The 26,211-nt window shown below is 35.1% G+C and carries 31 protein-coding genes; 19 read left to right on the top strand and 12 right to left on the bottom strand.

From position 1 onward, the window contains the following. The first annotated feature begins 10 nt into the window (after positions 1-10). Positions 11-2,134 carry a gliding motility protein RemB gene (locus ACIQ1E_RS00945; protein ID WP_396167871.1) on the top strand — a complete coding sequence of 708 codons (2,124 nt, stop codon included), beginning with the start codon at positions 11-13 and terminating at the stop codon, positions 2,132-2,134. 29 nt (positions 2,135-2,163) lie between these two features. Here the strand turns inward: ACIQ1E_RS00945 and ACIQ1E_RS00940 are convergent, their stop codons facing one another. From ACIQ1E_RS00940 to ACIQ1E_RS00925, 4 genes are all read right to left on the bottom strand, one after another. After that, a complete protein-coding gene (locus ACIQ1E_RS00940) occupies positions 2,164-2,655 on the bottom strand; it encodes a hypothetical protein (RefSeq protein ID WP_396167869.1) in 492 nt (163 codons plus the stop codon). A gap of 92 nt (positions 2,656-2,747) precedes the next feature. Further along, positions 2,748-2,885 carry a DUF2283 domain-containing protein gene (locus ACIQ1E_RS00935; RefSeq protein ID WP_396167867.1) on the bottom strand — a complete coding sequence of 46 codons (138 nt, stop codon included), beginning with the start codon at positions 2,883-2,885 and terminating at the stop codon, positions 2,748-2,750. Between the two features lie 85 nt (positions 2,886-2,970). Then, positions 2,971-3,306 (bottom strand): type II toxin-antitoxin system RelE/ParE family toxin, encoded by a 336-nt coding sequence (locus ACIQ1E_RS00930; protein WP_396167866.1) that lies wholly within the window; start codon positions 3,304-3,306, stop codon positions 2,971-2,973. Next, positions 3,296-3,514 carry a DUF2683 family protein gene (locus ACIQ1E_RS00925; RefSeq protein ID WP_396167865.1) on the bottom strand — a complete coding sequence of 73 codons (219 nt, stop codon included), beginning with the start codon at positions 3,512-3,514 and terminating at the stop codon, positions 3,296-3,298. Before ACIQ1E_RS00925 ends, ACIQ1E_RS00930 begins: the two co-directional genes overlap by 11 nt. 157 nt (positions 3,515-3,671) lie before the next feature. Here ACIQ1E_RS00925 and ACIQ1E_RS00920 point away from each other — a divergent pair, with 157 nt between their 5' ends. The 9 genes from ACIQ1E_RS00920 (at position 3,672) to ACIQ1E_RS00880 (ending at position 9,157) form a co-directional block, all read left to right on the top strand. Then, complete coding sequence (locus ACIQ1E_RS00920) at positions 3,672-3,887, top strand: hypothetical protein (RefSeq protein WP_396167863.1); 216 nt, start codon at positions 3,672-3,674, stop codon at positions 3,885-3,887. A gap of 133 nt (positions 3,888-4,020) precedes the next feature. Then, on the top strand, positions 4,021-4,923 hold the full coding sequence (gene cyoE, locus ACIQ1E_RS00915) for a heme o synthase (RefSeq protein WP_396167861.1): 903 nt from the start codon (positions 4,021-4,023) through the stop codon (positions 4,921-4,923). A gap of 2 nt (positions 4,924-4,925) precedes the next feature. Further along, positions 4,926-5,513: a heme-copper oxidase subunit III gene (locus ACIQ1E_RS00910; RefSeq protein ID WP_396167860.1), complete on the top strand. Its 588-nt coding sequence runs from the start codon at positions 4,926-4,928 to the stop codon at positions 5,511-5,513. A 42-nt stretch (positions 5,514-5,555) separates the two neighbouring features. After that, entirely contained in the window at positions 5,556-6,530 is a 975-nt protein-coding gene (locus tag ACIQ1E_RS00905; protein WP_396167858.1) for a cytochrome c oxidase subunit 3, read from the top strand. Positions 6,531-6,549: 19 nt separating this feature from the next. Beyond that, positions 6,550-6,900, top strand: coding sequence for a cytochrome C oxidase subunit IV family protein (locus ACIQ1E_RS00900; RefSeq protein WP_396167857.1), 351 nt, complete (start codon positions 6,550-6,552; stop codon positions 6,898-6,900). A 77-nt stretch (positions 6,901-6,977) separates the two neighbouring features. Beyond that, positions 6,978-7,619 (top strand): hypothetical protein, encoded by a 642-nt coding sequence (locus ACIQ1E_RS00895; RefSeq protein ID WP_396167855.1) that lies wholly within the window; start codon positions 6,978-6,980, stop codon positions 7,617-7,619. Positions 7,620-7,630: 11 nt separating this feature from the next. Next, positions 7,631-8,317: an SCO family protein gene (locus ACIQ1E_RS00890; RefSeq protein ID WP_396167853.1), complete on the top strand. Its 687-nt coding sequence runs from the start codon at positions 7,631-7,633 to the stop codon at positions 8,315-8,317. A gap of 2 nt (positions 8,318-8,319) precedes the next feature. Continuing rightward, positions 8,320-8,862, top strand: a complete 543-nt coding sequence (locus ACIQ1E_RS00885) for a DUF420 domain-containing protein (RefSeq protein ID WP_396167852.1) — start codon at positions 8,320-8,322, stop codon at positions 8,860-8,862. Next, positions 8,852-9,157, top strand: a complete 306-nt coding sequence (locus ACIQ1E_RS00880) for a hypothetical protein (protein WP_396167850.1) — start codon at positions 8,852-8,854, stop codon at positions 9,155-9,157. The genes ACIQ1E_RS00885 and ACIQ1E_RS00880 overlap by 11 nt, the downstream gene beginning before the upstream one ends. A gap of 98 nt (positions 9,158-9,255) precedes the next feature. On the opposite strand, the gene ACIQ1E_RS00875 is transcribed toward ACIQ1E_RS00880, so the two are convergent. Next, positions 9,256-10,677, bottom strand: a complete 1,422-nt coding sequence (locus ACIQ1E_RS00875) for a DUF4403 family protein (protein ID WP_396167848.1) — start codon at positions 10,675-10,677, stop codon at positions 9,256-9,258. Positions 10,678-10,846: 169 nt separating this feature from the next. On the opposite strand from ACIQ1E_RS00875, the gene ACIQ1E_RS00870 reads away from it, so the two are divergent. From ACIQ1E_RS00870 to tsaB, 7 genes are all read left to right on the top strand, one after another. Next, positions 10,847-11,548 (top strand): ABC transporter ATP-binding protein, encoded by a 702-nt coding sequence (locus tag ACIQ1E_RS00870; protein WP_396167847.1) that lies wholly within the window; start codon positions 10,847-10,849, stop codon positions 11,546-11,548. Continuing rightward, positions 11,541-12,785 (top strand): ABC transporter permease, encoded by a 1,245-nt coding sequence (locus ACIQ1E_RS00865; protein ID WP_396167846.1) that lies wholly within the window; start codon positions 11,541-11,543, stop codon positions 12,783-12,785. Before ACIQ1E_RS00870 ends, ACIQ1E_RS00865 begins: the two co-directional genes overlap by 8 nt. Before the next feature lie 2 nt (positions 12,786-12,787). Further along, the gene (locus ACIQ1E_RS00860) at positions 12,788-14,053 is read left to right on the top strand and encodes an ABC transporter permease (protein WP_396167844.1); all 1,266 of its coding nucleotides are present in this window, start codon (positions 12,788-12,790) and stop codon (positions 14,051-14,053) included. 33 nt (positions 14,054-14,086) lie between these two features. After that, a complete protein-coding gene (locus ACIQ1E_RS00855; RefSeq protein ID WP_396167842.1) occupies positions 14,087-15,202 on the top strand; it encodes an efflux RND transporter periplasmic adaptor subunit in 1,116 nt (371 codons plus the stop codon). A gap of 82 nt (positions 15,203-15,284) precedes the next feature. Beyond that, positions 15,285-16,643, top strand: coding sequence for a TolC family protein (locus ACIQ1E_RS00850; protein ID WP_396167840.1), 1,359 nt, complete (start codon positions 15,285-15,287; stop codon positions 16,641-16,643). A 5-nt stretch (positions 16,644-16,648) separates the two neighbouring features. Then, positions 16,649-17,935, top strand: coding sequence for an efflux RND transporter periplasmic adaptor subunit (locus ACIQ1E_RS00845; RefSeq protein ID WP_396167838.1), 1,287 nt, complete (start codon positions 16,649-16,651; stop codon positions 17,933-17,935). A 113-nt stretch (positions 17,936-18,048) separates the two neighbouring features. Beyond that, entirely contained in the window at positions 18,049-18,717 is a 669-nt protein-coding gene (gene tsaB / locus ACIQ1E_RS00840; protein ID WP_396167837.1) for a tRNA (adenosine(37)-N6)-threonylcarbamoyltransferase complex dimerization subunit type 1 TsaB, read from the top strand. 112 nt (positions 18,718-18,829) lie between these two features. On the opposite strand, the gene ACIQ1E_RS00835 is transcribed toward tsaB, so the two are convergent. From ACIQ1E_RS00835 to ACIQ1E_RS00820, 4 genes are all read right to left on the bottom strand, one after another. Continuing rightward, a complete protein-coding gene (locus ACIQ1E_RS00835; RefSeq protein WP_396167835.1) occupies positions 18,830-19,654 on the bottom strand; it encodes a mechanosensitive ion channel family protein in 825 nt (274 codons plus the stop codon). Positions 19,655-19,730: 76 nt separating this feature from the next. Beyond that, entirely contained in the window at positions 19,731-20,114 is a 384-nt protein-coding gene (locus ACIQ1E_RS00830) for a YtxH domain-containing protein (RefSeq protein ID WP_396167833.1), read from the bottom strand. Positions 20,115-20,164: 50 nt separating this feature from the next. Beyond that, the gene (locus ACIQ1E_RS00825) at positions 20,165-20,419 is read right to left on the bottom strand and encodes a hypothetical protein (RefSeq protein ID WP_396167832.1); all 255 of its coding nucleotides are present in this window, start codon (positions 20,417-20,419) and stop codon (positions 20,165-20,167) included. A gap of 58 nt (positions 20,420-20,477) precedes the next feature. Next, complete coding sequence (locus tag ACIQ1E_RS00820) at positions 20,478-21,377, bottom strand: NifU family protein (protein WP_396167830.1); 900 nt, start codon at positions 21,375-21,377, stop codon at positions 20,478-20,480. A 159-nt stretch (positions 21,378-21,536) separates the two neighbouring features. Here ACIQ1E_RS00820 and ACIQ1E_RS00815 point away from each other — a divergent pair, with 159 nt between their 5' ends. Both ACIQ1E_RS00815 and ACIQ1E_RS00810 read left to right on the top strand, forming a co-directional pair. Then, positions 21,537-22,535 (top strand): type IX secretion system membrane protein PorP/SprF, encoded by a 999-nt coding sequence (locus tag ACIQ1E_RS00815; protein WP_396167828.1) that lies wholly within the window; start codon positions 21,537-21,539, stop codon positions 22,533-22,535. A 33-nt stretch (positions 22,536-22,568) separates the two neighbouring features. Further along, a complete protein-coding gene (locus ACIQ1E_RS00810) occupies positions 22,569-23,087 on the top strand; it encodes a gamma carbonic anhydrase family protein (RefSeq protein ID WP_396167827.1) in 519 nt (172 codons plus the stop codon). Positions 23,088-23,300: 213 nt separating this feature from the next. Here the strand turns inward: ACIQ1E_RS00810 and murI are convergent, their stop codons facing one another. The 3 genes from murI to ACIQ1E_RS00795 form a co-directional block, all read right to left on the bottom strand. Next, positions 23,301-24,077: a glutamate racemase gene (murI, locus tag ACIQ1E_RS00805; RefSeq protein ID WP_396167825.1), complete on the bottom strand. Its 777-nt coding sequence runs from the start codon at positions 24,075-24,077 to the stop codon at positions 23,301-23,303. Between the two features lie 105 nt (positions 24,078-24,182). Continuing rightward, entirely contained in the window at positions 24,183-24,683 is a 501-nt protein-coding gene (locus ACIQ1E_RS00800; protein WP_396167824.1) for an OmpH family outer membrane protein, read from the bottom strand. Positions 24,684-24,699: 16 nt separating this feature from the next. Then, positions 24,700-26,187, bottom strand: a complete 1,488-nt coding sequence (locus ACIQ1E_RS00795; RefSeq protein WP_396167822.1) for an OmpH family outer membrane protein — start codon at positions 26,185-26,187, stop codon at positions 24,700-24,702. Between the last annotated feature and the right edge of the window lie 24 nt (positions 26,188-26,211).

The raw sequence follows: 26,211 nt of genomic DNA, 5'->3' as shown, positions 1-26,211 counted from the left end.
AAAAACATAAATGAAAAAAGGAATACTGACTTTGTTTTTGTCACTTTTCGCTTTTATAGCGTCATCTCAAAATGTTGCTACTAGCTCAAAACAATCGGTACTTTCCGCCGATCAATTCCCTATTTTTCCGAACTGTGAGAGTTTACAATCCAAAGACTTAGAGAACTGTTTCTACAATGAAGTGCAGGATTTTGTTTTTCAAAATTTTGTAGTTCCTGAAAACTTGACTCAAACCAATTTCAAAGGAAATGTAAAAGTACTTTTCGAAGTCGATAAAAATGGTGTCTTCAAAGTGATTTATGTCAATACTGTTGACGAAGCCTTGAATCAGGAAGCCAAAAGAGTTTTTGCTAAATTCCCAAAGATAAAGCCTGCCACCTACAATGGGAAGCCTACTTTTTCCCAGTACAATATTACCATTGCGATACCGCTAAAAAGTGTTGAGCAAAAAACTGCCGAAGCCGCCGCTGTGGCAGCAACTGCAAAAGTAGTTCCAAAGCAACTGACTGAATTGGATAGTATTGTTTATAAAAAGTTTAATAATCCACAATATAACAGTCATTTGAATGTGCCTTTTTCGCACAGTTATTATGCTCATTTTGATCCTGCAATGAATCAAGTTGGGGCCAATAATCACACTGCTTCTAAGCCTTATACTTATGTTGAGGTGGCCAAATACTACAATCTAGTCGAAGAGAACGAAAAGATTAAGAAAAACAAAAGCAGCTGGTGGGGACGAAAATTATGGAATGAAAATTTGGTCGAACTGCAAGGCGAAGACTATTGGTTTATTGTAAATCCCATTTTCGATTTGCAAGTTGGAACAGCTTCGGGGAAAAAGCAAGTCAATACATTCATTAACACGCGCGGAATCAATGTTAGCGGAGGATTAGGAAAACAACTTAATTTTACCACAACTATTTATGAAAGCCAAGGACGTTTCGCCGATTATTACAATCGATATGCCGAATCTATTAGGCCTGCAGGCGGGAACCCAGCCATTATTCCCGGAATTGGGATTGCCAAAGATTTCAAAACCGATGCCTATGATTTCCCTTCGGCTGATGCCAATTTGACTTTTGCTCCAGCGAAATTTATCGATTTGCAAATGGGTTATGGTCGCAATTTTATTGGCGACGGCTATCGATCTGTTTTCGAAACTGATGGCGCAAGTCCGTATCCGTATTTTAAAATCAATACTAATTTTTGGAAAATAAAATACACAAATACCTATATGTGGCTTAAAGATGTGCGTCCCGAAGTGACTCTCGAACGTACGTATGCAACCAAATATATGGCAAACCATTATTTGAGTTTGAATGTTACAAATCGATGGAATTTAGGTCTTTTCGAATCCGTTATTTGGACCGATACTAATAATAGAGGATTTGACATGCATTTTGTGAATCCAATTATTTTTTATCGCTCTGTTGAGTTTGCTTCCTCGGCTCGAACAGGAAATGCCGTTTTGGGTTTGAGTTCTAAATACAAATGGAATAATAATGTGACGCTTTATGGGCAGTTCCTTTTGGATGAGTTTTCACTTGGAGAGGTAAAAGATGAGAAGAACAGTTGGAAAAATAAATTTGCCTATCAATTAGGTGTGAAATATTTCAATGCTTTCAAGGTGGATCATTTATTATTGCAGTTAGAATACAACCACGTTCGTCCGTATGTGTATTCGCATAGCGTGCCGATTACCAATTACGGCCACAACAATCAAAGCATCGGGCATCCTTGGGGAGCAAATTTCCAAGAGCTTCTGCTGATTGGTCGTTACCACAAAGGAAGGCTTTATGCTGATGCTAAGATTACTTTTGGCGCCAAAGGCTTGGATTTTGATACAACAGCGGATAGTTTTAATTACGGAGGCAATATCTACAAAGATTACGATGTCAATAGACCTTATGATTCGGGTGTGAAAGTAGGACAAGGAAACAAAACCAATATTTTCATCACCGATTTGCAAGCCGGATATTTGGTTAATCCAATGACGAATATGAAACTTTTTGGTAGTTTTATTTATAGAAACTTCAACCCAAATCAAAATACTACAACCGTTTTCAACGAAAGCACTACTTGGTTTTCATTAGGCATTCGCTCGGATGTGTTTAATTGGTATTTTGATTATTAGATTTTCAATTCAAATATGTAAATTGAATTTCAAATATTTTTTAATTTTTCAATCCAAGGATTATAGAAGTCAATATTCACAATGTCATAAGTAAAGGCATTGTGGTCAACTAATTTGAATGTTTTTAGAGCATTTTCGAAATCCTGTTTTAAATAAAAATTGATAGATATAGTCAAGAGCAAAACATTATATCTGCCTTTTTGAAAATAGTTCTTTACTACAGGAAAAACAGTAATGTTTATTGTTTCTAGGAAGTCTATATTTTGTTTGTCTGATTTGTAAATCCAAAGCAATCGGCTTGCGATAACTGCAAAATCAGCAATGTCAAACGGGTTTTCCAATCTGTTGAAATAGTCGTTAATTGCAAATGAATTTCCTTTTAAAATCATTTCCCAAACCCCAATTCTTGCTTTTAAAATAGAATGAATTTCATTATTAGAATGATTTAATTCGGTTGTTGCTATATCCAGATATTGTAATGCTTTTGGAATATTATTTTCGTTAAATGCTTTCTGACACAAAAGAATGTTTTTGAAAAGCAATAAATTTGGTAATGAATTTTCTTGAACGGCTTCAAACCAAATTCCTAAAAAACTATCCAGATAATTTTCATTTACATAGGTGAAACAATGTTTCCATTTTCGTCTAATTCAATAATGGTGTTTTTGTTGAGTTCTTTAGTCTCTACAATTTTATGGTCATTAAAATAAACCAAAAGGGTGTCAGAATCGTCAAAATAAGTAACTCTCATAATTCATAAGGTTTAATGCTTCTGTCAAAAAAAGCGTTGTGAATGTTGAATTGATAAAACAGAGCAATCGCTGAGTTTTATGACTTTAAATCAAGTCTGAATTTTTAAGGAGTTCTAATAAAGTTTCTTTAGGGATGTTTTCGAACTGGCTTTTGTCGAAAATATGAATCAAATAAATTTCGTTATTTTGGACAAGGAAGAAATAAATTACTCTGGCACCACCAGATTTTCCTTTGTTTTTGCTTTCAACAGCAAGTCTGATTTTATATAAGTTGCCTCCTAAAGCTATTCCACCAATGTTGTAATCTTCTTCAAGTTTTTCAACAAGTTCAGCTAAATCATTTTTTAGTGAAGGATATTTTTTGTAGAGTTTCTTGAAAAACTTTATAAAGTCTGGTGTTGGAATTACATTATAGTTCATTCAAAAATTCTTTGGCAGATTGTTTAGGTAATTTCCCCGATTTCATTTCCTGAACTTGATTTAGGCTACTTTGAATTTCATCAATAAAAATAGAATTATCATCTTGTTTGGTTAACTCAAACTTGATTTTTAAAGCTTTCATAAACGCTTTTACCGCCTCAATTTGTGAAGTATCTTGAGTATATGCCTTGATATTAATAGGTTGCATAATTTTGTATTTTAAGATGTGTAAAATTGTTTTCCAAAACAAAGATAAACAAAAGTTGTGGTTTTTTATTTTAAAAAAAAATCCCCAAAATGAGGAAACCCGTAAGGAAGTCAATTTTATTGCATTTATGTTTGTGCCGTAAATAGTAAACTACTTTATGAAAACTATCGAAATTGAATCTATTGAGGCTATTTCAAGTCTTGACCTAAGTTATGTGATTTTCTTTTGGAAAGAATACGAGCCGAATTCGGTAGTATTGGCCTACGACGAACTAGTAAAAAGAGGCTATCCCATCTCCGGGAATTTTTACGATAAAATGTCGGAGTTTCGAAAAAAGAATCCGATTTCAGAAAGTGAAAAAGGGGTATTGTAAAGAAACCCTGATTCAAAAAAAGGGATAAACAAACTTTTTCGTTTTTGAAATGATATTTCTCCTTTTTTATGAATTGTTTTTTGCCTATTCCCTTTTGATAAACTACTTTTGCAAAAGTTTTAAAAAATAGACTTTGAATAGTTCGTCAAATACCATTTCCATTAAATCCATTTACGTCGATTTCAAGGCAATCACAAAAGCTGGTTTGGCTATTAGCGTTGTTTTTTCGTCAATTGCCGGATTTTTGTTGGGGGTAAGTGATTTTCAATCCTTGCATTGGCTGATCTTGCTAAAATTAGCAATCGGTGGTTATTGTATGGTGGGCGCATCGAATGCATATAATCAAGTTATTGAGAAAGACCTTGATGCCTTGATGGACCGAACTAAGAATCGCCCAGTTGCTTCGGGAAGAATGGCGCCAAATTTGGCTTTAGTTGTTGCAAGTGTCCTGACCCTAGTTGGGATTGCCTTACTTTATACCATTAATCCGAAAACAGCGATGTTTGGTGCGATTTCAATTTTTTTGTATACAAGTATATATACGCCTTTAAAGACCCTAACGCCTTTATCTGTTTTTGTTGGAGCGATTCCTGGTGCGATACCCTTTATGTTGGGTTGGGTGGCTGCAACAGGTAATTTTGGTATCGAAGCAGGGACATTATTTTTGATTCAGTTTTTCTGGCAATTCCCGCATTTTTGGGCGATAGGATGGTTTTTATATGAAGATTATGAAAAAGCAGGCTTCTTTATGTTGCCTACTGGAAATAAGGACAAAGGAACGGCTTTGCAAATTATTTTGTATAGCGTTTGGTTAATAGTAGCCTCACTTTTGCCTTCTCTGGGTTATACAGGACAATTATTTATTTCGCCAGTAGCCACAGTTTTGGTGTTTTTGCTTGGCCTTTGGATGCTTTTTTATGCAGTAAAATTATATCAATTAAGAACTGCTAAAGCCGCGAGAACTTTAATGTTAGTAAGTGTCTCGTATATTACATTATTACAATTAATTTATATATTTGACAAAATTTTAAGATAGATATGACAACTACAATGACCGCCGAAGAGCATAAATTAAGAACAGCTAGATCATACAAATTGCTGTTGTTGTTTGCCATGATCAGCATGATTATGATGTTTGCTGGGTTAACAAGTGCTTTTGTGGTAAGTAAATCTAGAGCCGATTGGTTGAAAGATTTTCAATTGCCAACCGCATTTTATTATAGTACGATTGTTATAATGGGTTGTAGTCTTACATTTCATTTGGCAAAGAAAGCAATCCAAAAGGACCATTTAAAAGCAACAACTTCATTTTTATTAGCAACTTTAACCTTAGGAGTGTTATTTGTAGTTTTACAATTTGTTGGTTTCGGACAAATAGTTGAAAGTGGTTATTATTTTACCGGAGCCGAAAGTTCGATTACAACAACATTTTTATATATTGTAACTCTTGTGCATTTGTTGCATCTTGCAGGAGGATTAATCGCGCTTTTTATTATTATATTCAAACAATTGAAAGGCAGATATAATGCATCTGAAACTCTTGGGATTGAACTAGGTGCTATGTATTGGCACTTTCTGGATTTATTGTGGATTTATTTATTTTTATTTTTATTTTTCTTTGAATAAGAAAAAATTGTAGATTTGAAAACTTTTAACTAAAATTTTTTTATGAGTACAGTAACAACTGCAAATAGTGGAGAAAATGTTTGGGGAGGTGGAGACAACCAACCAATGGGTGCTAGCTATGGCAAATTGATGATGTGGTTTTTTATCCTATCAGATGCATTAACATTTTCAGGATTTCTTGCCGCTTATGGTTTTTCAAGATTTAAATTTATTGAAACTTGGCCATTAGCCGATGAGGTATTTACGCACGTTCCGTTTATGCACGGTAATCCTCAACCAATGCTTTATGTAGCATTTATGACTTTTGTTTTGATTTTTTCATCCGTAACAATGGTACTTGCTGTAGACGCAGGACATCAAATGAAAAAAGATAAAGTAGTCGTTTATCTATTTTTAACCATCATTGGAGGTTTGATCTTCGTTGGTTCACAAGCTTGGGAGTGGAAAAACTTTATCAAAGGAGAGTTCGGCGCTGTTGAAACCAAAGGAGGAAGTTTACTTCAATTTGTGGATACACAAGGGCATAGAGTTGCTCTTGCCGATTTTGCTGTTACTTTGCCAGAAGAAAGAGAACAGTTGACTCGAGATAAAGGTAAATGGTTTATGAGCGAAGCTACTTTGCCATCTTATTCGGTTGCTGAAGTTCAAGCAGGTTTCAAAGCTCATCCTAATATTTTGGTAAGAACAGAAACTATTGTCGACAAGAAGAAGCAAGTTCTGACTAGAGCGGAATCGGAATTGCGTTTGAAAGACGCGACCTTGGTGGTCGAAGGTGCAAATCTTACTAGAAATGAGTATGGTAGCAAATTATTTGGTGATTTCTTCTTCTTCATTACTGGTTTCCACGGATTCCACGTATTTTCTGGGGTAATCATTAACATTATTATTTTCTTCAATGTTTTGCTTGGAACTTACGAGAAAAGAAAAAGCTATGAAATGGTGGAGAAAGTGGGATTGTATTGGCACTTTGTTGATTTAGTTTGGGTATTTGTATTCACCGTTTTCTATCTAGTTTAATTTACAAAAAGATATTATTATGTCACACGAACACGTTTCTAACACAAAAAGAATTTGGACAGTTTTTGGAATATTGTCAATAATTACAATCGTTGAGGTAATTCTGGGAATTATTAAACCAGCATCTTTACACAATAATAGCTTAATAGGTATGAACTTGTTGAACTGGATTTTTATTATTTTAACAGGTGTTAAAGCTTATTATATTGTCTATGCATTTATGCATATGGAAGGGGAGAAATCATCTTTAAGATATGCTGTTATTGCTCCCTTGATTTTTTTGGTTGCCTATTTGCTTTTCATTTTATTAGTTGAAGGTAATTATGTATTCGAGGTTTTTAAGAATTCTACCATCAAGTGGAATTTTTAACAAAATATTAATTCAATAAAAAGGGTGCGCATTGCGTGCCTTTTTTTATTTTTACACTTTATTTACTTGGCACAATTATGAAAAAAAATATTGTTCTCTTCGTTCTTTTTGTTTTACCAATTGTAGCCTACCTTTTTTTTGCGTCAGGAGTTAATAGTTTTACAAAATTACCAGTTATCACTCCCAAGGTAGCCGATTTCGGTAATTGGAAATCTCTCAAAAATGAAAAAGTAAGTCTCGACGGTAAAATATCGATATTGGGTTTTTCCGGAACGGATATTTTAAAAAATCGCGGTAATTATTTTAATCTAAACGCAAAAATTTACCAACGCTATCACAGTTTCAAAGATTTGCAATTTGTAGTGGTTTGCCCGCTAGGAACAGAGGAGGACGCGCAAAGAATTGTAGATGCTTTAAGCGCTAATACCGATGTAAGCCAATGGCATTTTGTATTTACTTCTACAGAAGAGATACAATCCTTTTACAACCAACTGAAATTAGCCGGAAAACTAGATTCACATTTTGGCACTCCCAACGTTTATATTGTTGACAAAGAAAGAAACCTCCGCGGAAGAAAAGAACAAAAAGGGTACAAAGAAGGGTACAATACTTTTCATCCTTCGGAATTGAGTAACGAGATGCTGGATGATTTCAAGGTTATTCTTTATGAATATAGAGCGGCTCTCAAGAAAAATCATAATGCTTCTAAAAAACTTTAATCTATACTGTAATGTTTAAAAATAAATCATACATCGGAATTTCTTTTATTATCCTAGTTTTCGGTATTTATGCCGTTCCTAAAATTGTAGATCGGTTTCAGAATAATGAAGTGGTAAAAGGTGACCGATTAGACAAAGTCTCGAACGCAACTACAAATACTGGAAGTTTGGAAACGATTGGTCCAGCTCCCAAATTTGAATTAGTGAATCAAGACAATGTCAAAGTGTCCAATGAAACTTATAAAGGAAAAGTCTATGTTTTGGAATTTTTCTTCGCGACTTGCCCAACTATTTGTCCTAAGATGAATCAAAGTATGTTGCAAATTGAAAAGACTTTCTTCGGAAATCCGAATTTCGGACTAGTTTCTATCACAATCGATCCCGAGCACGATACTGCTGCTGTTTTGAAAGAGCATCGCGATTTATTAGGAGTAAAATCATCCAATTGGAATTTTCTAACAGGTGACAAAGCTTATATTTTTGATCTTTCGAATAAAGGTTTTAATTTGTATGCTGGCGAAAACAATAAGGCAAAAGGAGGTTTTGAACACTCAGGCTTGTTCGCTTTAATCGACAAAAACGGTAATATTCGTTGTAGAAAAGACGAGTTTGGAAACCCAATTTTATATTATGACGGTTTGGATAAAAAAGGCGTTAGAGACATTCAGCAGGACATAGCAATTTTATTAAAAGAATAATTATGGAAGATAAATCAATCGAAAAAAGATTCAATACGTTTATTGTTGTAGTGTCTATTTTAATTCCAGTAGTAGTTGCGATTCTATTCGGAGTTAAATTGAAAGAATTTGGGTATAATGTCGAACCACTTTCTTTTTTACCTCCGATTTATGCTACTATAAATGGAGTAACAGCTGTTGTTTTAGTTGCTGCTGTATTGTCTATTAAAGATGGGCGAGTAGCCTTGCATAAAAAGTTGATGACGGTCGCAATTGTATTGTCTATTGTTTTTTTAGTGATGTATGTTGCTTATCATATGACCTCAGAGTCTACCAAATTCGGTGGCGAAGGAATAATTAGACCTATTTATTATTTTATTTTAATATCGCATATTTTATTATCTGTTGCGGTTATCCCTTTAGTACTTATATCTTATGTTCGTGCTTTGTCCGAAAGATTCGACGCTCATAAAAAAATTGCCAAAATAACTTTTCCAATTTGGTTGTACGTAGCAGTTACGGGAGTTATTGTATATCTAATGATTTCTCCATATTATGTTAACTAAAGTTAGAAGTCAGGAGTTAGAAGCAGGAAGTGAAAAAGGGGAAATGCAATATCTAAAATCCCAAATCCCAAATTCTAGATTAAAAACTGTTCTTTTTGGAATTTGTTTTTTCTTTTTTGGAATTTGTTCTTATGCTCAATGTGCGATGTGTCGCGCGGCTCTGACCAGTGAGGGAAATGCCGTAAAAGCACAAGCCGTAAATGACGGAATTGTATATTTAATGGTAATTCCATACATACTTGTTGCTGGAATTTGGTATTATATTTATCGAATGCGGAAGAAGAATAAGCAATAACAATTTCAATGACAATGTTATTCTGAAATTTTTACTCACAAAATTTCATAATTGTTAATAATAGGCTCCCTTCCTTTCGGGGAGGTTCTGTGAGGGGATTACTTCAATCCATCAACAGACACATTGACTGTTCCGTTCACTTTTATAAAAGCAATAATAGCTTTATTGGTCAGTTGTATTTTCTGAAACTGTACATTATCCATTTTGCCATTTACAAAAACACCCGGCATAGGCGAATAATTTTTCAAATAAGTAGCCATTGTTTGTTTGCCTTCTTCTAAATTTGGAACAATAGAATAGCGACAACTTTCCTGAATTTTTCTCAAAACCAGTCCTTGTGCTAGCCAATTGGCCGTGCGCATTAGTTTGTTTTTGGTGTCTAGTGCATAGTCCAATTTATCGAAAAACACTTCTTTAGTTTGGTCATTGTACTGAGGAAATCCGGTCAAATAGATGGTTCCGTTTACGCTTCCCAATACATCCAAAGCAATCACCATTTTGTTGTCTTTGTGCCAAATTGCTACTTTTTGAACTTTTACTTTCTTACTTCCTGAGCCAAATTCTTGTCCTGAAAAATTCTTCGTCATTATTTTTGATGCTTCGGCAAAAGTCGAAACCGCGGCGATATTAGCACTGATTTGGTTGGGAATTTTAGCCACTCCTTTCAAGCTGATTTTTGAAGCATCAAATTTTGATTCGGGTTTGTTTCCTATCAATGTTGTCATTGTACATTTCATTCCCATATCCATTAAAAGGCTATCGTCTTTAAGAACTGCATTGGTCGAATAAATTTCAATTGGAGTAATTCTGAGCCAGCTTTCATAAGCCTCACTCATTTGAAAAGGGGAGCAAATTTTTTCCAAAGCTGCCAAAACATTTGGCTTGAAGTTCATAGATTTTTCAATCGCAGCATCAATTTTGGTTTCGATTTTTGATTTAAAAAGTTTTACTGTGGGATTGATAAGATAAGTTACAGGCATATTCTTCCCAAAAACCATCATCGTTGGGCTTTCATTCCAATCCAATGATTGAAGCTTGGTTTTGGTGCTCAGTTTCCAGTTGGTTAAGTCCACATCACTTATTAGAGTAACTACGCCATTAAGGTTAAATTCCTTAGTATTGTACAATTCAACACCCAGAGTTTTGGTACCAATCCTGTATTTTATCTGTGCTTTTAGGGGCAGGATTGTTTTTATTTTCCCTCCAGATCCTAAGCTTTGTGATTCTTTGTCATTTTCGATGGTTATTGGGGCCAATTTCCAAATTTTCATCTCGATATTGTCATCAGTGATGTCATTGTCTTCGTAAATTAATCCATTCAAGAGCGCATTAGTTTGATTTTCGACATCTTTCAGTTTTACACTAATAGGCATATTAATAAAGGAAGCTGCGGTTTCGTAAACTAATGGGCTAGCATCGTCTGGTTCTGGTTTCAGGGCTGCTATTTTATTGGAGGAGGAGCAACTTGCAAGGATAAAAACAATCAGAAAAACGACTAGAACAGAAAGGAATCTCAACATTTTATTTGGGTTTTATGAAGCAAAATTAAGAAAACGAATATATTTTTTGGCCTTGACTGTAACATATTTGTATTAATTCTGTCTTATACCAAAATAGAATGAAACCTTTAACGTTTTCTTGTTAATTTTTATTCTCTTGAATGTCTAAATTTGTTTAAAAGTTGCTATAATGATTGAAATAAAAGACTTACATAAATCCTATTCTATTGGGAGTTCTGAATTGCACGTGCTAAAAGGAATCAATTTCAACATCAAAGAGGGTGAGCTCGTTGCCATTATGGGTTCCTCAGGTTCTGGGAAATCTACATTATTGAATATTCTCGGAATTTTAGACGAAGCCGATTCTGGACTATATACTTTAGACGGAGTACCTATCAAAAAACTAAACGAAACCATCGCTTCAAGATATCGGAATCAATTTTTGGGTTTTGTTTTTCAATCTTTCAATTTGATCAATTACAAAAGTGCTTTAGATAATGTAGCTATGCCTTTGTATTATCAAGGCCTGAAACGAAAAGAACGCAACGAAATTGCAATGCGCTATTTAGAAAAAGTAGGTTTGGCATCGCATTCACATCATTTACCTAATGAACTTTCTGGTGGTCAAAAACAAAGGGTAGCTATCGCTAGAGCTTTGGCTTCAAATCCTAAGGTTTTGTTGGCCGATGAGCCAACAGGTGCACTAGACACAGTGACTTCTTATGAGGTTATGGAGTTGATTCAAGGTATAAATGATGAAGGAAAAACAATTTTGATTGTGACTCACGAGCCGGATATCGCCGCTATGTGCAAAAGAAACGTGGTTTTGAAAGATGGAGTAATCATCGATGACAAAATGGTAGAACAAGTAAGAGCATCTTCTTATGTTTAATATTGAACGCTGGCAAGAAATTTTTGAGGCTATTGCCAAGAACAAGCTGAGAACTTTTCTCACCGGTATTTCTGTGGCTTCGGGTATTTTTATTTTGGTGATTCTTCTTGGCGCTGGAAAAGGCTTGCAAAATGGAATTGCGAAACAATTTGAGCGAGATGCCGAAGGTATTATCGAAGTTTGGTCAGGTGTTACCAAAAAGGAATACAAGGGATTGAATCCAGGCAGAGAAATACAATTTCGAAATAGTGATTATGATGTTACTGTGAAAAAGTTTGATGACAAGCTGGACAGAAAATCTGCTGTTTACACCTATTGGAACGGCAGTATTGTTTATGGTAAAGAGACAGGAAATTATCAATATCGAGGGGTTTATCCGGATTATTTAGCCTTAGAAAATGCAACCATAGTCAACGGTCGTTTTATCAATGATAATGACTTATTGAATAACGAAAAAGTGGCGGTAATTGGGCAAAAAGTAAAATTAGATTTATTTAAAGACAAAAATTCATTAGGGCAAGAGATAGTAATCAATAGTGTTAATTTCAAAGTAATTGGGGTTTTTACTGATCCTTCAGGGGAGAGGGAAGAGTCAAGAGTGTATTTGCCCATTACTACTACTCAAAAAGCCTTCAGCGTTGGGGATAAAATCAGTAATATGCAATTTACGCTGAATAAAATGGCTACTTACGAGGAAGCGCTAGCACAATCTACTAAGTTCACAAATGAGTTAGGAGCGTTGCTGCGTAGCAAAAATACCGTAGCTCCGGATGATGAAAGTGCGATTGGAATTAATAATTCTATCGAGAACGCGAAACAATTTTATGATTTAAATCTATACATTCGGTTGTTCTTTTGGTGGGTCGGAATTTGTACTATTATCGCAGGAGTTGTTGGAGTCAGTAATATTATGTTGATTATTGTAAAAGAGCGTACCAAAGAAATAGGTATTAGAAAAGCGTTGGGCGCCTCACCGGTTTCTATCGTGGGGATGATTTTGCACGAATCTATTTTTATTACGACAATCGCTGGATTTGTGGGTTTGCTCTCTAGTTTGCTGTTACTTGAATTGGCTGGGCCTTATGTAAAAAGCGAGTATTTTTTGAATCCGGAAGTCGATTTTGGTGTGGCGATTTCAACACTTATTTTATTAGTGTTCGCTGGTGCTTTGGCAGGTTTTTTTCCAGCCTATCACGCCGCTAAAATTAAACCTATTGTAGCACTTAGAGACGAATAATTATGTTTGATAGAGATAAATGGGGTGAGATTTTAGAAGCATTGACGGCAAATACCTTCCGTACAATTCTTACGGCTTTTGGTGTTTTTTGGGGAATTTTTATTTTGGTAATTCTACTTGCTGCTGGCAATGGTTTGGAAAATGGAGTAAAAAAAGGATTTGATGGTATTGCAACAAATACCATGTTTATGTGGTCACAAACTGCTTCAAAACCCTATAAGGGATTACCCGCTAACCGAGAATTTGATTTTAAAAATGGCGATGTTCCTGCATTAAAAGAGAATTTCCCTGATTTGTTGTATGTGTCGCCAAGGAATCAATTAGGTGGTTTTGAGGGAGCAAACAATGTAGTTAGAGGGACCAAAACAGCAGCTTATACTATTTATGGCGACTATCCAGAATTGATCAAGCAAGAGTCTATGGATGTTCTTTCGGGGCGTTTTTTGAATCATCAAGATATTAACCTTAGGCGAAAAGTGGCCGTTATTGGTCTTGGAGTGGTCAAAGAACTTTACGATTCTGCAGAGGAAGTAATGGGGACTTATGTTAAGATCAACGGAGTGAATTTCATGATTGTTGGAATTTACAAATCAAAATCAAACAATAGAGGTGGTGGCGAAGAAGAGCAAAAGAAAATTTTTATTCCTTTTACTACTTTTCAACAAGCTTTCAATTTTGGAGATAAAGTGGGTTGGATGGCAATTACGGCTAATGACGGTGCTTCGATAACAGAATTGAAGCCAAAAATAATCGAATTTATGAAAGGTAGACACACGATTAATCCTGCCGACAATAGAGCCATAGGAAATTTTGATTTGTATGCCGAGTTCAGCAAAGTGCAAGATTTGTTCGGTATTCTGCGATTCATTGCTTATTTCGTCGGGACTTTAGTGTTGCTTTCAGGAGTCATAGGAATTTCAAATATTATGCTGATTGTAGTGAAAGAACGGACGAAGGAAATCGGAATTCGACGGGCGCTAGGTGCAACACCAGGAGCAATTAGAACCCAAATTTTAACCGAAGCTATTTTCTTGACGATCGTGGCAGGAATGTTCGGAATTGCAATGGCAACAGGAGTTTTGTGGGTTTTGAATCTGATTTTAGATTCAATGCCTAGTGATGATATGATGTTTGCGAATCCTAGTGTGGATTTGACAGTAGTGTTTTTTGCATTAATAATTTTGGTAGGATCAGGCTTGCTAGCAGGATTTATTCCTGCACAAATAGCTATTAGAATCAAACCAGTAGACGCATTAAGAACAGAATAAAAATAGAGTAAAAACAATTAACCGATTAATAAAATGAAAAAAGGAGTAACTATAACTATTTTAATTGCAATTGCACTTGTGTTTTTTGGTGCTTTATATTATTTGTATACGAAAAATCAAGAGCCTCCAGTAGTCTTTCAAACGGATAAAACCGAAGTTAAGACCATTGTAAAGAACACAATCGCTACAGGAAATATCGTTCCAGACGAAGAAGTACTTATAAAACCAAACATTTCTGGAATTATACAGGAAGTGTATATCAAAGCTGGCGAATCGATAAAAGCTGGTGATTTGATTGCAAGAATTAAAGTAGTTGCGAATGTTTCGACTTTGAACAACACTCAAAACCAAGTGCAATCAGCTAAAATCGATTTGGATAACCAAGAAAAATTATACCAACGTCAAAAAGTATTATTTGACAAAGGGGTTATTTCTGCTAATGATTTCGATGCGGCTCAAGTAGCGTATAAACAATCCAAACAAAATTATGCTGCCGCTAGAAAAAGTAATGATATCGTCAAAACAGGAACCACTGATGGGATGGGTAATTATGCCAATACTTTGATTCGCTCCACTGTAAACGGAATGGTACTAGATGTCCCTGTTAAAGTCGGAAATCAAGTGATTGAAAGTAATAATTTCAACGAAGGGACTACTATCGCAAGTGTTGCCGATGTAGGAAGAATGATATTTGTTGGAAAAATAGACGAATCTGAAGTGGGTAAAGTCAAAGAAAATTTACATATAGAGATTACTGTTGGTGCTATCGAAAACAAAAAATTTGACGCCGTTTTGAATTATATCGCTCCTAAAGGAAAGACTGAGAATGGCGCTATTCAATTTGAAATAAAAGCGAAGATGACTAACAGAGATGATACTTTTATTAGAGCAGGATTAAGTGCCAATGCCTCGATTATTTTGGAGAAAGCTGATAAAGTATTGGCAATTAAAGAAGCTTTAGTTCAATTTGATAAAAAAACTCAAAAGCCTTATGTTGAAGTTCAAGTAGGGCCTCAAAAATTCGTTCGTAAGGATTTGGTTTTGGGTGTAAGCGATGGAATTTACGTTCAGATAAAAAGCGGAATCAAGGCTAGCGATAAGATAAAAATATGGAATCAAGGACTGCAAACCGAAGAGCCAAAACCATAAGCTTGGCTAGTAAAAAGAATTAAAGTTTTAAAATAAATGTTAAATTAGTGTAGTATCTTTGCTATGCTTTCATTCAAAATATATGAAAAAAGTTAATTATTTCTCACTCGCTGCTCTTTTGCTTTTTAGCTTTTCGATGCAGGCTCAAACCAAAAAATGGTCACTAGAAGAATGCGTAAAATACGCCATTGATAATAATATCTCTATTAAAAATACCGAGTTAGATACCAAAACGGCTGATATCAATAAAAAAGATGCTTTTGGTAATTTTCTACCTTCGTTAAATTCAAATGCAAACCATTCGTGGAATATCGGTTTGAACCAAGATCCGACTACTGGGCTTTTACGTAATCAAACTACGCAATTTTCTACAATGGGGGTTGGAGTAGGTTTAGATATTTACAAAGGCATGCAAAATCAAAACACCCTACGTAGAGCGAATCTTTCAATCATTGCTGCCAAATATCAACTGACTAAAATGCAGGAAGATGTGGCGCTAAATGTAGCCAATGCTTTCTTGCAAGTATTGTTTAATAAAGAAAATTTGAAAGTACAAAAAGAACAAAAGGCCAATAACGAAAAACAATTGGCTCGGTCGGAAGAGTTAGTAAAAGCAGGTTCTGTTCCTCGTGGCGATTTATTAGATATCAAAGCGACGGTTGCTGCAGATAATCAAAGAGTGATCAATGCAGAAAATGCTTTGTTGATTTCTAAATTGAGTTTGGCTCAATTGTTACAATTAAAAGAGTTTTATGATTTCGACGTTACCGATGATACTAATGCCAAAGACGAAAATAATATATTGTCGCAAACTCCTTTGGCAATCTATGACAAAGCAAAGGAACTAAGAACAGAATTGAAAATTGCCAAAACCAATTTAGAAATCGCCGAAAAGAATGTGACCATTGCGAAAGGGGCATATCAGCCAACATTGCAAGGGTTTTACAATATTAATACGCGTATTTCGTATGCTGACACGTTCGATTTTCAAACAGGAACCTCTAGGCCAGCAGAGCCGTTTGGCACTCAATTCACAGATAATAAAGGACAAACCTTTGGAGCCCAATTATCAATCCCAATTTTTAACGGTTTCTCAGTCAAAAACAACGTCGAGCGTTCCAAAGTAAATTTAGAAAAGTCCAAAATTGCAATGGAACAAGAAGAACTGACTTTGCAACGAAATGTTTACACCGCTTTTACCGATGCCAAAGGCGGATTGAATGCCTATGAATCGGCTATTTCGGCATTAGATGCCAGACAAGAAGCATACAATTATGCTAAGGAAAGATATGCTGTAGGAATGATGAATTCTTTTGATTTCAATCAGTCGCAAACATTGTATACCGTGGCTCAGTCTGAAGTGTTGAGAACCAAATACGATTATATTTTCAAAATAAAAATCCTTGAATTCTATTTTGGAATTCCAATCATTAAAAATTAAATATTATGTCAAAAAAAACTATTTATATACTAATTGGAGCAGCCGTTGCGATTATTGCTTTGTTGATTGTACTCTCCAAAACGGGAGTTATAGGAAGCAAGGACAAAGGCAAATCTGTTGAAATTTCTAGCGTTACCAATATGACTATTGTTGAGACTGTTTCGGCAACAGGGAAAATTCAACCCGAGATTGAAGTGAAGATTTCCTCTGAAGTTTCAGGAGAAATTATCGCTTTGAATGTTATTGAAGGGCAAGTGGTCAAAAAAGGAGATTTATTAGTAAAGATAAATCCCGATTTGTATACTTCGGGATACAATCGCACAGTTTCTAATTTATCGGGAACCAAAGCAGGTTTAAGTCAAGCCGATGCATCCTTCAAGGAGGCTAAAGCCAATTATGACAGAAATAAAACATTGTTCGACAAAGGGATTATTTCTAAATCAGATTGGGATAAAGCTGTGGCTTCTTTTGAAGTGGCCAAAGCCAACAAACAATCCGCTTATTATAACGTACAAAGCGCAACTGCGACTGTAAACGAAGCCAAAGACAATTTGGGAAGAACCACTATTTATGCGCCAGCCGATGGTACAATTTCGGTGCTTAATGTAGAATTGGGCGAAAGAGTTTTGGGAACTCAACAAATGGCGGGAACAGAAATTCTGCGTGTGGCCAATCTCAATAATATGGAAGTGGAAGTCGACGTAAATGAAAATGACATCGTGAAAATTAAAGTAGGTAACGAAGCGAAAGTGGAAGTTGATGCTTATCTGAAAAAACAATTCAAAGGCATTGTAACTAGTATTTCCAATTCAGCAAGTTCGACGCTAACTGCAGATCAGGTCACCAATTTCAAAGTAAAAGTTAGAATTTTAAAAGAATCGTACCAAGATTTATTAGAAGGGAAACCAGATACTTATTCGCCGTTTAGACCTGGTATGACAGCAACTGTGGATATAATTACCAAGACAAGACCTAATGTTGTGGCCGTGCCTATTAGTTCGGTAGTGGTAAAATCAGATACTACAGCCGTAAAAGCTTTTAAAGTGGAAGATGAAGAAGAGAAAAAAGCAGCGCCAAAAAGCGATAAAAAACTGGAATGTGTTTTTGTAAAAGTGGGTGATAAAGCGAAAATCCGCATCATCAAAACGGGAATCCAAGACGATACCAATATCGAGGTACTTAGTGGACTCAAAAAAGGAGATGTAGTGATCACAGGGCCTTATTCGACTGTTTCAAAAGAATTGAATTCTGGTGATAAAGTAACCACTGAAAAAGCTAAGGAGAAAAAATAGTGCCAGTTGCCAGTGATCAGTCATCAGTAATTTGTGTTTAATAATCAGTATTCAGGTTGTAATGTTCAGTTCTTTGTATCGAACTTTTAACCTATAACTTTAAATATTTAACCTTGTCTTATATTTTAAATATCGAAACTGCAACTAAGAATTGTTCTGTTGCTTTAGCCAAAGATGGAATTACAGTTCTTTACAAAGAAATAGCCGAAGAAGGCTATTCTCACGCCGAACGTTTGCACGTTTTTATTGAAGAAATTATCAAAGAAGCCGGAATTGGTTACCAAGATTTATCTGCGGTTGCCGTAAGTCAAGGTCCAGGTTCTTATACAGGATTGCGAATTGGTGTTTCGGCCGCTAAAGGTCTGTGCTATGCTTTGGGAATTCCGCTAATTGCGGTAGATACTTTGCAGGTTTTGGCCTCGCAAGCAAAGGTTTCCAGCGGATTGATTATTCCAATGCTAGATGCCCGAAGAATGGAAGTCTATAGCGCTATTTTTAGTCCAAATTTCGAAAATAAAAGAGCCGTACAAGCCGAAATCATAATCGAAAATTCATTCGAAGGTTTACAAGAAACACTTTATTTTGTGGGAGATTGTTCCGAGAAATGCAAAACGGTTTTGACCAAGGAAAATTTTGTTTTCTTAGAGGAAATCAAGTATCCATCAGCAAGAGAAATGAGTTTTCTTAGTTTCGAAAAATACAAAAAAAACGATACTGTTGATGTCGCTTATTTTGAACCATACTACTTGAAGGATTTTATGATGACTGTTTCGAAGAAGTAGTTTTTTTGTTATTGCTTGGAAACAAGCAATCTTAGGTTTTTTATTTAAAATTCTAAAACTGCGGGTTTGTCAACTTTTCAAAAGTTGACAAACCTTTTTATTTGAATGTGTTTCAACTTTTCCCCGAAACCTCTTTCACAAAAGGTTGAATCACAATTCCAGCAGCGTCAAATGCTAGTTTACAGCTTTCCAAAGTGTCAGAGAAAACGGCGCCAAAATCTGCATTGTTTGCCCAAGGTCTAACTGCGAGTTGAATAGAGCTATCGGTCAAAAGTTTTACAGAAACTTCAGCTTCGGGTGTTTTTAGTACTTTAGGGTTGTTTTTCAAAACTTCAGTAATGATGTCTTTAGCTTTTTTGATATCAGTGTCATAAGAAATAGAAAGCGTCAAATCGGCTCTTCGAATTCCTTGCAAGGAATAGTTGGTAATTACGCCATTCGATAAGGAACCATTCGGGACAAAGATAGTTTGATTGTTGGCGTTAATCAATTTGGTGACAAATATTTGAATTTCACTCACGGTTCCAATCATTCCTTGAGCTTCAATTGTGTCTCCAACTTTAAAGGGTTTGAACATAATAATAAGCATTCCACCCGCAAAATTAGATAACGAACCTTGAAGAGATAAACCAACGGCAAGTCCCATTGCACCTAGAATGGCAACAAAAGACGAGGTTTCGATTCCTAATTTCGAGATGAAAGTCACAAACAATAAAACCCTTAAGACCCATAGTAAAATGTCCGCGAGAAACTTGGTCAAAGTGGGGTCTAAATCTCGTTTTACCATTATTCTTCGGATCAGCCTGTTGATTATTCGAATCACGTAAAGTCCTGCAAAAAAAATTAGAAAAGCTGAAATAAGCTTTGGAGAATAATCAATTAAAACTTTGATAAAAGTTTCTGCGTAATTGCTGATGTTTTCTGGATTGACTGCCATTTTGTTGTAAATAAAAAACCTTCTCAATGGAGAAGGTTAAGATTAAAAAGCAAATATACTTATAAATTTTAAAAAATTATTTATTGTCTTCTTCAATTTTTTTCACTGTTTCTTCAACCGTTTGTGCAGGGGCTGCATCAGTAGTTAATTCTGAAATTTTTTCTTTTACAGTTTCTGAGGTATTAGTAGCTAGTTCTTCAGCTTTTTCAGCGTATTCACTGGCTTTTTCTTTTACCGTTTTAATAATGTTGTCAATAGTTTCTTCTGCAGCAGGTGCATATTCCATAATTTTTTCCTTTGCTGTTTCAGCCAAATCTTCCACTTTTTCCATAAGCGGTGCAGAAACTTCTTTCGTTTTTGCAATAGCATCCGAGGTCAAACTTTCAGCTTGATTGGCTAGCGAATCTACATCTATATTGGCTTTGCCAAAAAGATTTTTAAAAAATGATGATACTCCCATAGTTTTTTGATTTTTAATTAGTTAACAATAATAAGAAAATTTATTTTAACTTAAGCTAAATTGTCCATAATTTCTTCAAAATCATCTGTTGGAGCCAAACAAGTACGATTTTGGCAAAGATAAAACTGTATTCGATTGGCATCATAACGTTCTTTCAAAAACGGAAGGGTTGAAAGTTTTTCTGTTCCTGACAATTGAATATTAGGTAAGTATAAGCTATTTATTTTGCTGCAATATTCTAATGCATTTTTACTACAGATGGCTAGTTCTTTGTTTTCTTCTGAATAATTTAATGCTAGGTCCATCCATTTGGAATAGATCTTTTTCCATAGCTGAATTTTGTGACCGGATGTTTACTACTATTTATCCGTTTACGGCTTCAACCTTAATTTCTTCGTCGTTTAGCATGCTTTTTAGCATATTTTCGATTCCGCTTTTTAGGGTAAAAGTTGATGAAGGGCAACCACTACAAGCACCTTGAAGAATTACTTTTACGGTTTTATCGGTTTCGTCGTAGGATTCAAATACAATATTTCCACCATCAGCTTGAACAGCTGGTTTTACATATTCTTCTAAAATATTGATGATTTGCTGTGAAGTAACATCAAGATTGTCAAACTCTTGCGTTTTTGCTTTTTCTTGTTCGGCTTTGGCCACGATGAGACTTTCGTCAAGAACAGTTCCTCCGTTTTCGATGTATTGTTTGATGAAAGTTCTCAATTCCAGCGTGATTTCGTCCCAATTATTAATGTCATATTTGGTTACTGAAATATAATTTTCGTCGATAAAAAGCTCTTTAACGTAAGGAAATTTAAAAAGTTCTTTTGCCAAGGGAGAAGCTGCAGTTTGATCAATATTTTTGAATTCGACTGCGCTTTTGGTCAGCATTCTGCTTACCACAAATTTTAATGCAGACGGATTTGGAGTTGTTTCTCCATAAACGGTTATGGGTTGTTTTTTCGTTTGGTTATCAGATGTAGTAACGATTTGTCCGCCATTAGCAACATAAGTTTCTATTTGATCCGCTACTGCATCTTTTACATCATTCCATTCTACAATGCTAAATTTTTCTATAGCAATGAAGTTCCCAGAGATGTAAACTGTTTTTACGAAAGGAAGATAAAAAAGTTGTTGCGCAAGAGGCGAATTTTTGGTTTCATCGATATTTTTGAATTCGAAACTCTCGTTTTTAGTAATGAAATCTTCAAATTCAAATTTTAAAATACTTGGATTTTGTGTTTCCTTGATGGTTATTTTTGACATAATTTTTGTAATTTTTTACAAATTTAACAAAGATATTTTCCACTATTGACTATATTTGATTTTTTAAAGAATAAATTAACGTATAAAACGTTTTTGTTTATACCGTAATGCTTTTTTTATTTAATTGTTGCCCCCAATTCTAAGTATAATTCTTGTTGAATGAGTCATAAATTTAAGATTTTTATAATTCTGTTTTTTATAGCACATAGTTCCTTTTCTCAATTGGGAATACCTGTCTATTCCGACTATTTGTCTGATAATTATTATTTGCTACATCCGTCAATGGCTGGTGCTGCTAATTGTGATAAAATTAGGCTTACAGCCCGTAAGCAATGGTTCGATCAGACAGATGCTCCTGCATTACAAACCTTAAGTTATAACGGTCGAGTTGGAGAGAAGTCTGGTGTAGGTATCATACTTTTTAATGATAAAAACGGCTATCACTCTCAAAAAGGTGCGAAATTAACCTATGCGCATCATCTGATGTTTTCAAGAGATAATATTGATTTGAATCAGTTGTCTTTTGGTATGAGTGCCTCTTTATTGCAAAGTCAATTGGATGAGACAGAGTTTTTGCAATCTGGTGATTTTGACCCGATAATAAACGGTGCTATTGTGCAAGATGCTTCTTATTTTAATCTAGACATTGGTGCTTCATATAATTATCTTGATTTTTATGTCCACGCCACTATTCAGAATATAATTGAGTCAGATAGAAATATATATACTGAGTTTGAAAGTACTAATTTGCGCAAGTATTTGTTGAGTGCAGGATATGTTTTTGGTGATAAAGACAAAATTTTATGGGAACCATCGCTTATGTTTCAGCTTGTTGATCAAACTAAAGAAAAGTCAATTGATGTCAATATGAAAGCCTACAAAAATTTCGATTTTGGAAGGCTGTGGGCTGCTTTATCCTATAGAACTAGTTTTGACGGAGCAGAATATTTGAGTGGAAGTGGAGTTTCTTCGCAAAAATTACAGTATTTGACGCCGATTTTTGGTATAAATTATAAAAAATTTATGTTTGCTTATACGTATTCCTATCTTTCAGGAGACGTTAATTTCGATACTGGTGGGTTTCATCAAATTACTTTCGGAATCGATTTATTTTGCCAACGCGAAAAATACGAGTGTAATTGTCCTGCGATCAATTAAAAGCAAATTTCATCACCATTTAATTTTCTTGACATGCTAATAAAATCTGTAAACGGAAAAACACCTTCTATTCCAGAGGATTGTTATGTAGCCGAAAATGCTACCATTGTTGGTGAAGTTAGTTTTGGACACTCTTGCAGTGTTTGGTTCAATGCAGTTGTTAGAGGCGATGTGCATTTCATTACCATTGGGAATAAAGTAAATATTCAGGATGGCGCTATTATTCACTGCACATATAAAAAACACCCTACAATCATAGGGAACAATGTCTCTATCGGGCATAATGCGTTGGTTCACGGTTGCGTGATTCACGATAATGTATTGATTGGAATGGGAGCAATTGTTATGGATAACTGCGTTGTGAATAGTAATTCAATTATTGCGGCTGGGGCTGTTGTTACTCAAAACACAGTGGTCGAGTCGGGCAGTATTTATGCAGGCGTGCCAGCTAAAAAAGTAAAAGAAATCGATCAATCTGATTTTGCTGGTGAAATTGAGCGGATTGCCAACAATTATGTGATGTATTCTAGTTGGTACAAGCCGCAAGAATAACTCTGAGACAAAGCAACAGTTTCAAAGCTAAAAAATCAGCCACAAATTACACAAATTACACCAATTTGGATGTCATAATATTCCACTAATCTGCCAAAGGCAGATTAAATTGCTGCAATTCTATTTTTAGAAGCACTAAAATTTGTCCAAATTTGTGTAATTCGTGGTAACAAAATAACTGCGGAGTTTGCCCTACATAATCTCTTATGGTCTTCAAAAATCCTTTTCGATTATTTCATATTTGTTCTGCAAAATATCCGATAGTACTTTTGGATTGGAGTTGGTGTAGAATATTGGTTTCGTATTCTCAAGAGTTGAGAATCCTACTTTATCTCTCAATACATTTTGTGTTTGTCGGGCTACAGCTTCGCCTGAATCTATTATATGAATATGTGAAGGAAGTATCTTTTTTATTTGTGGGATTAAATAGGGGTAATGACTGCATCCTAGCACGAGATAATCGATGTTTGCGTCGATCATAGGAGTTAGATAGGAGTGAAGCAATTTTGTCATTTCAAGGGAGTTTATAGCTCCGCCTTCGATGAGGGGCACCAATCCATGTCCTACTTGTTCTATAATTTTGGTATCTTGAAACTTTTCGACATTTTTATTAAAAAGTGCACTATTCAAAGTGCCTTGAGTGGCTAAAATTCCTATCGTTTGTGTTTGCGAATGTGTTGCGGCCGGTTTTATCGCGGGTTCAATCCCAATAAAAGGCACGTTGTATTTTTCACGTAATTCTTGAATGGCGTTTGTCGTGGCGGTGTTGCATGCTACTACAATTAATTTGCAGCCCAAATTAAGTAAGAATTCTGTATTCTTGATGCTTAGCGCAATAATTTCTGCTTTGGATTTTTGTCCGTAGGGAGCGTTTTTGCTATCGGCTAAATAGATTGTTTTTTCATTGGGGAGTAACTGATGGATTTCAGCCCAAATAGAGGTGCCTCCAATGCCTGAGTCAAAAATTCCTATCGGTCGATTGTTATCCATAGTAACAAAGTTAGGTGCAACTTTTTAAAAAACCTAGAAATTGAGATCATAAAAAAAGCTCAATTAAAATTTGATTGAGCTTTTTTAATTTATTTCAGGTTTTGATTAGAAACCTAAGTCTTTTTTAACATCAACAGTTAGGTTTGGTCCGTCTGCAAGCAAAAGAGTTGAACCATCAAGAACATATTGAAAACCTTTCGCTTTACCCACTTTTTGGATTGAAGCTCTTACTTTTTCGTAGATAGGTTTTGTGATTTCTTCTTGTTTAGTTTGCAATTCTTTTTGTGCATTTTGTCCATAATCTTGGATTCTTTTTTGCATATCTTGAACCTCTTTTTGACGTTCAGCGTTTACTGCGTCAGTAACTGTAGCAGCTTCAGCGTCATACTTTTTTAACTTAGTTTGAAATTCTTCTGCCATTTTTTTGTACTCTGCATCATAGGTTTTGCTCAAAGTCTCCAATTGTTTTTGAGCATCAATCATCGCAGGCATTTTTGTCATAATTTCGCTTACATCAACATGAGCTGTTTTTGCTTGTGCATTAATAGTTTGGCTGGCTCCTAAAATAAGTATTGCAGCAATTAGTAAAGTTTTGATTTGTTTCATCGTTTTAAAATATTAATTAATTATTGTTTGTATTCTCTTTTGTTGTTTTTATTTTTTCTTCTTGTGCTTTTTTCGCAGCTTCTCTATCTTCTAATACTTTTTTTCTTTTTTCTTCTAAAGCTTTTTTGCGATCTTCAATTACTTTGTTTCTATCTTCTATTGCTTTTGCTCTTGCATCAGCTTGTTTTTGTTTCTCAATTTCTGCTGCAGTTTTGGCAGTAGTTTCTTTTGTTTTGGCAGTTTCTACTGTTTCTTTGACAGGTTCGGCTGCGGTTTTAGCTGGTTCTTTTACTGTATTCTCAGAAACCGTGCCAGTTTTTTTTGTTGCTTTAGCATCTATAGCTTGTTGCCTTTTCTCTTCTTGTGCTTTTTTGTTTTCTTCTGCTGTTTTTTTGCGGTCCTCTAAAGTTTTTGCTCTGGCATCGGCTTGTTTTTGTTTTGCTTCAGCTGCGGCAGATGTTGCTTCAGCTGCTTTTGCAGCTTTAGTTTCAGCCTCAGTGCCAGTTGCTGGTGCAGCAGATGGATTTGGTTGAGTACCGCCTGTTTTTTTGGCAGCTCTTTCTTCAATAATTTGTTGTTGTCTTTCTTCTAATGCTTTTTTCTTATCTAATGCAGCTTGATTTCTCTGTTTAATAGTTTCGTTTCTTTGATCAATTTGAGCTTGCCTCGCAGCGGCAGCGGCAGCAGCTTTATCTACGGCAGGGGCACCTGCCGAAGCTTCTGTTTTTACAGTTGGTGTGGCTGTTCCATTTTTCTTTGCAGCTCTATCATCTATGATTTTTTGTTTTCGTTCCTCTGCTGCTTTTCTTTTTTCTTCTTCAGCTAACAATCTATTGGCTATAACGAGATCACGTGCTGCTTTTTTTGCGTCTAATGATTTTTGTTTTTTTGCCAATTCTGGATTGTCATACATTGCTTCTTCCTTGGCTTCTTTTTCAGCTTCTTCTTTGAGTTGTTTTTTTGTTAGCTGCTCTCTCTTTTCTGTTTTATTTAAAACACGAACTATTTGGTCGCTAATGTCATATCTTTTTGCTGCGAAGAGCATAGTCATATCAGAAGTTTTATCAAAAATAAAATCATAATTTTTTACTTCGGCTATGTCTTGAACGATCGAAAAAACTTGGTCTTGAATTGGCTTTGTTAAGCCATTTTTCTGGGTCATCAAATCCCCATTTGGTCCAAATCTTTTTTGTTGATATTCTAATAACTCATTGTCAAGGAACACGATTTCACTTATTCTTTCTTCTATCAGGCCTTTTGTAAGTAATGCTTTTTCGGCTTTTAAAGCTTCTTTTAGTTTGTTAATTTCGGTTTTTTTGGCTTCAATTTCTTGCTTCCATATTTGGGCCTTCGATTCAAGTTGCGTTTGAGCTTCAGTATACCCTGGAACATTTTGCAAAATGTATTCCATATCAATATAACCCACTTTTGTACCTTTAGTTTGTGCCTGTATTGTATTAGATACAAACAGGGCTAAAAATATAAATAAAAATCCTTTTCTCATAACTTTGATGTATTAGAAAAATTT

Source organism: Flavobacterium sp., assembly GCF_044348915.1.
In the GTDB taxonomy this organism is placed as follows: Bacteria; Bacteroidota; Bacteroidia; order Flavobacteriales; family Flavobacteriaceae; genus Flavobacterium.
This window is presented reverse-complemented; position numbering and strand designations above follow the sequence as displayed.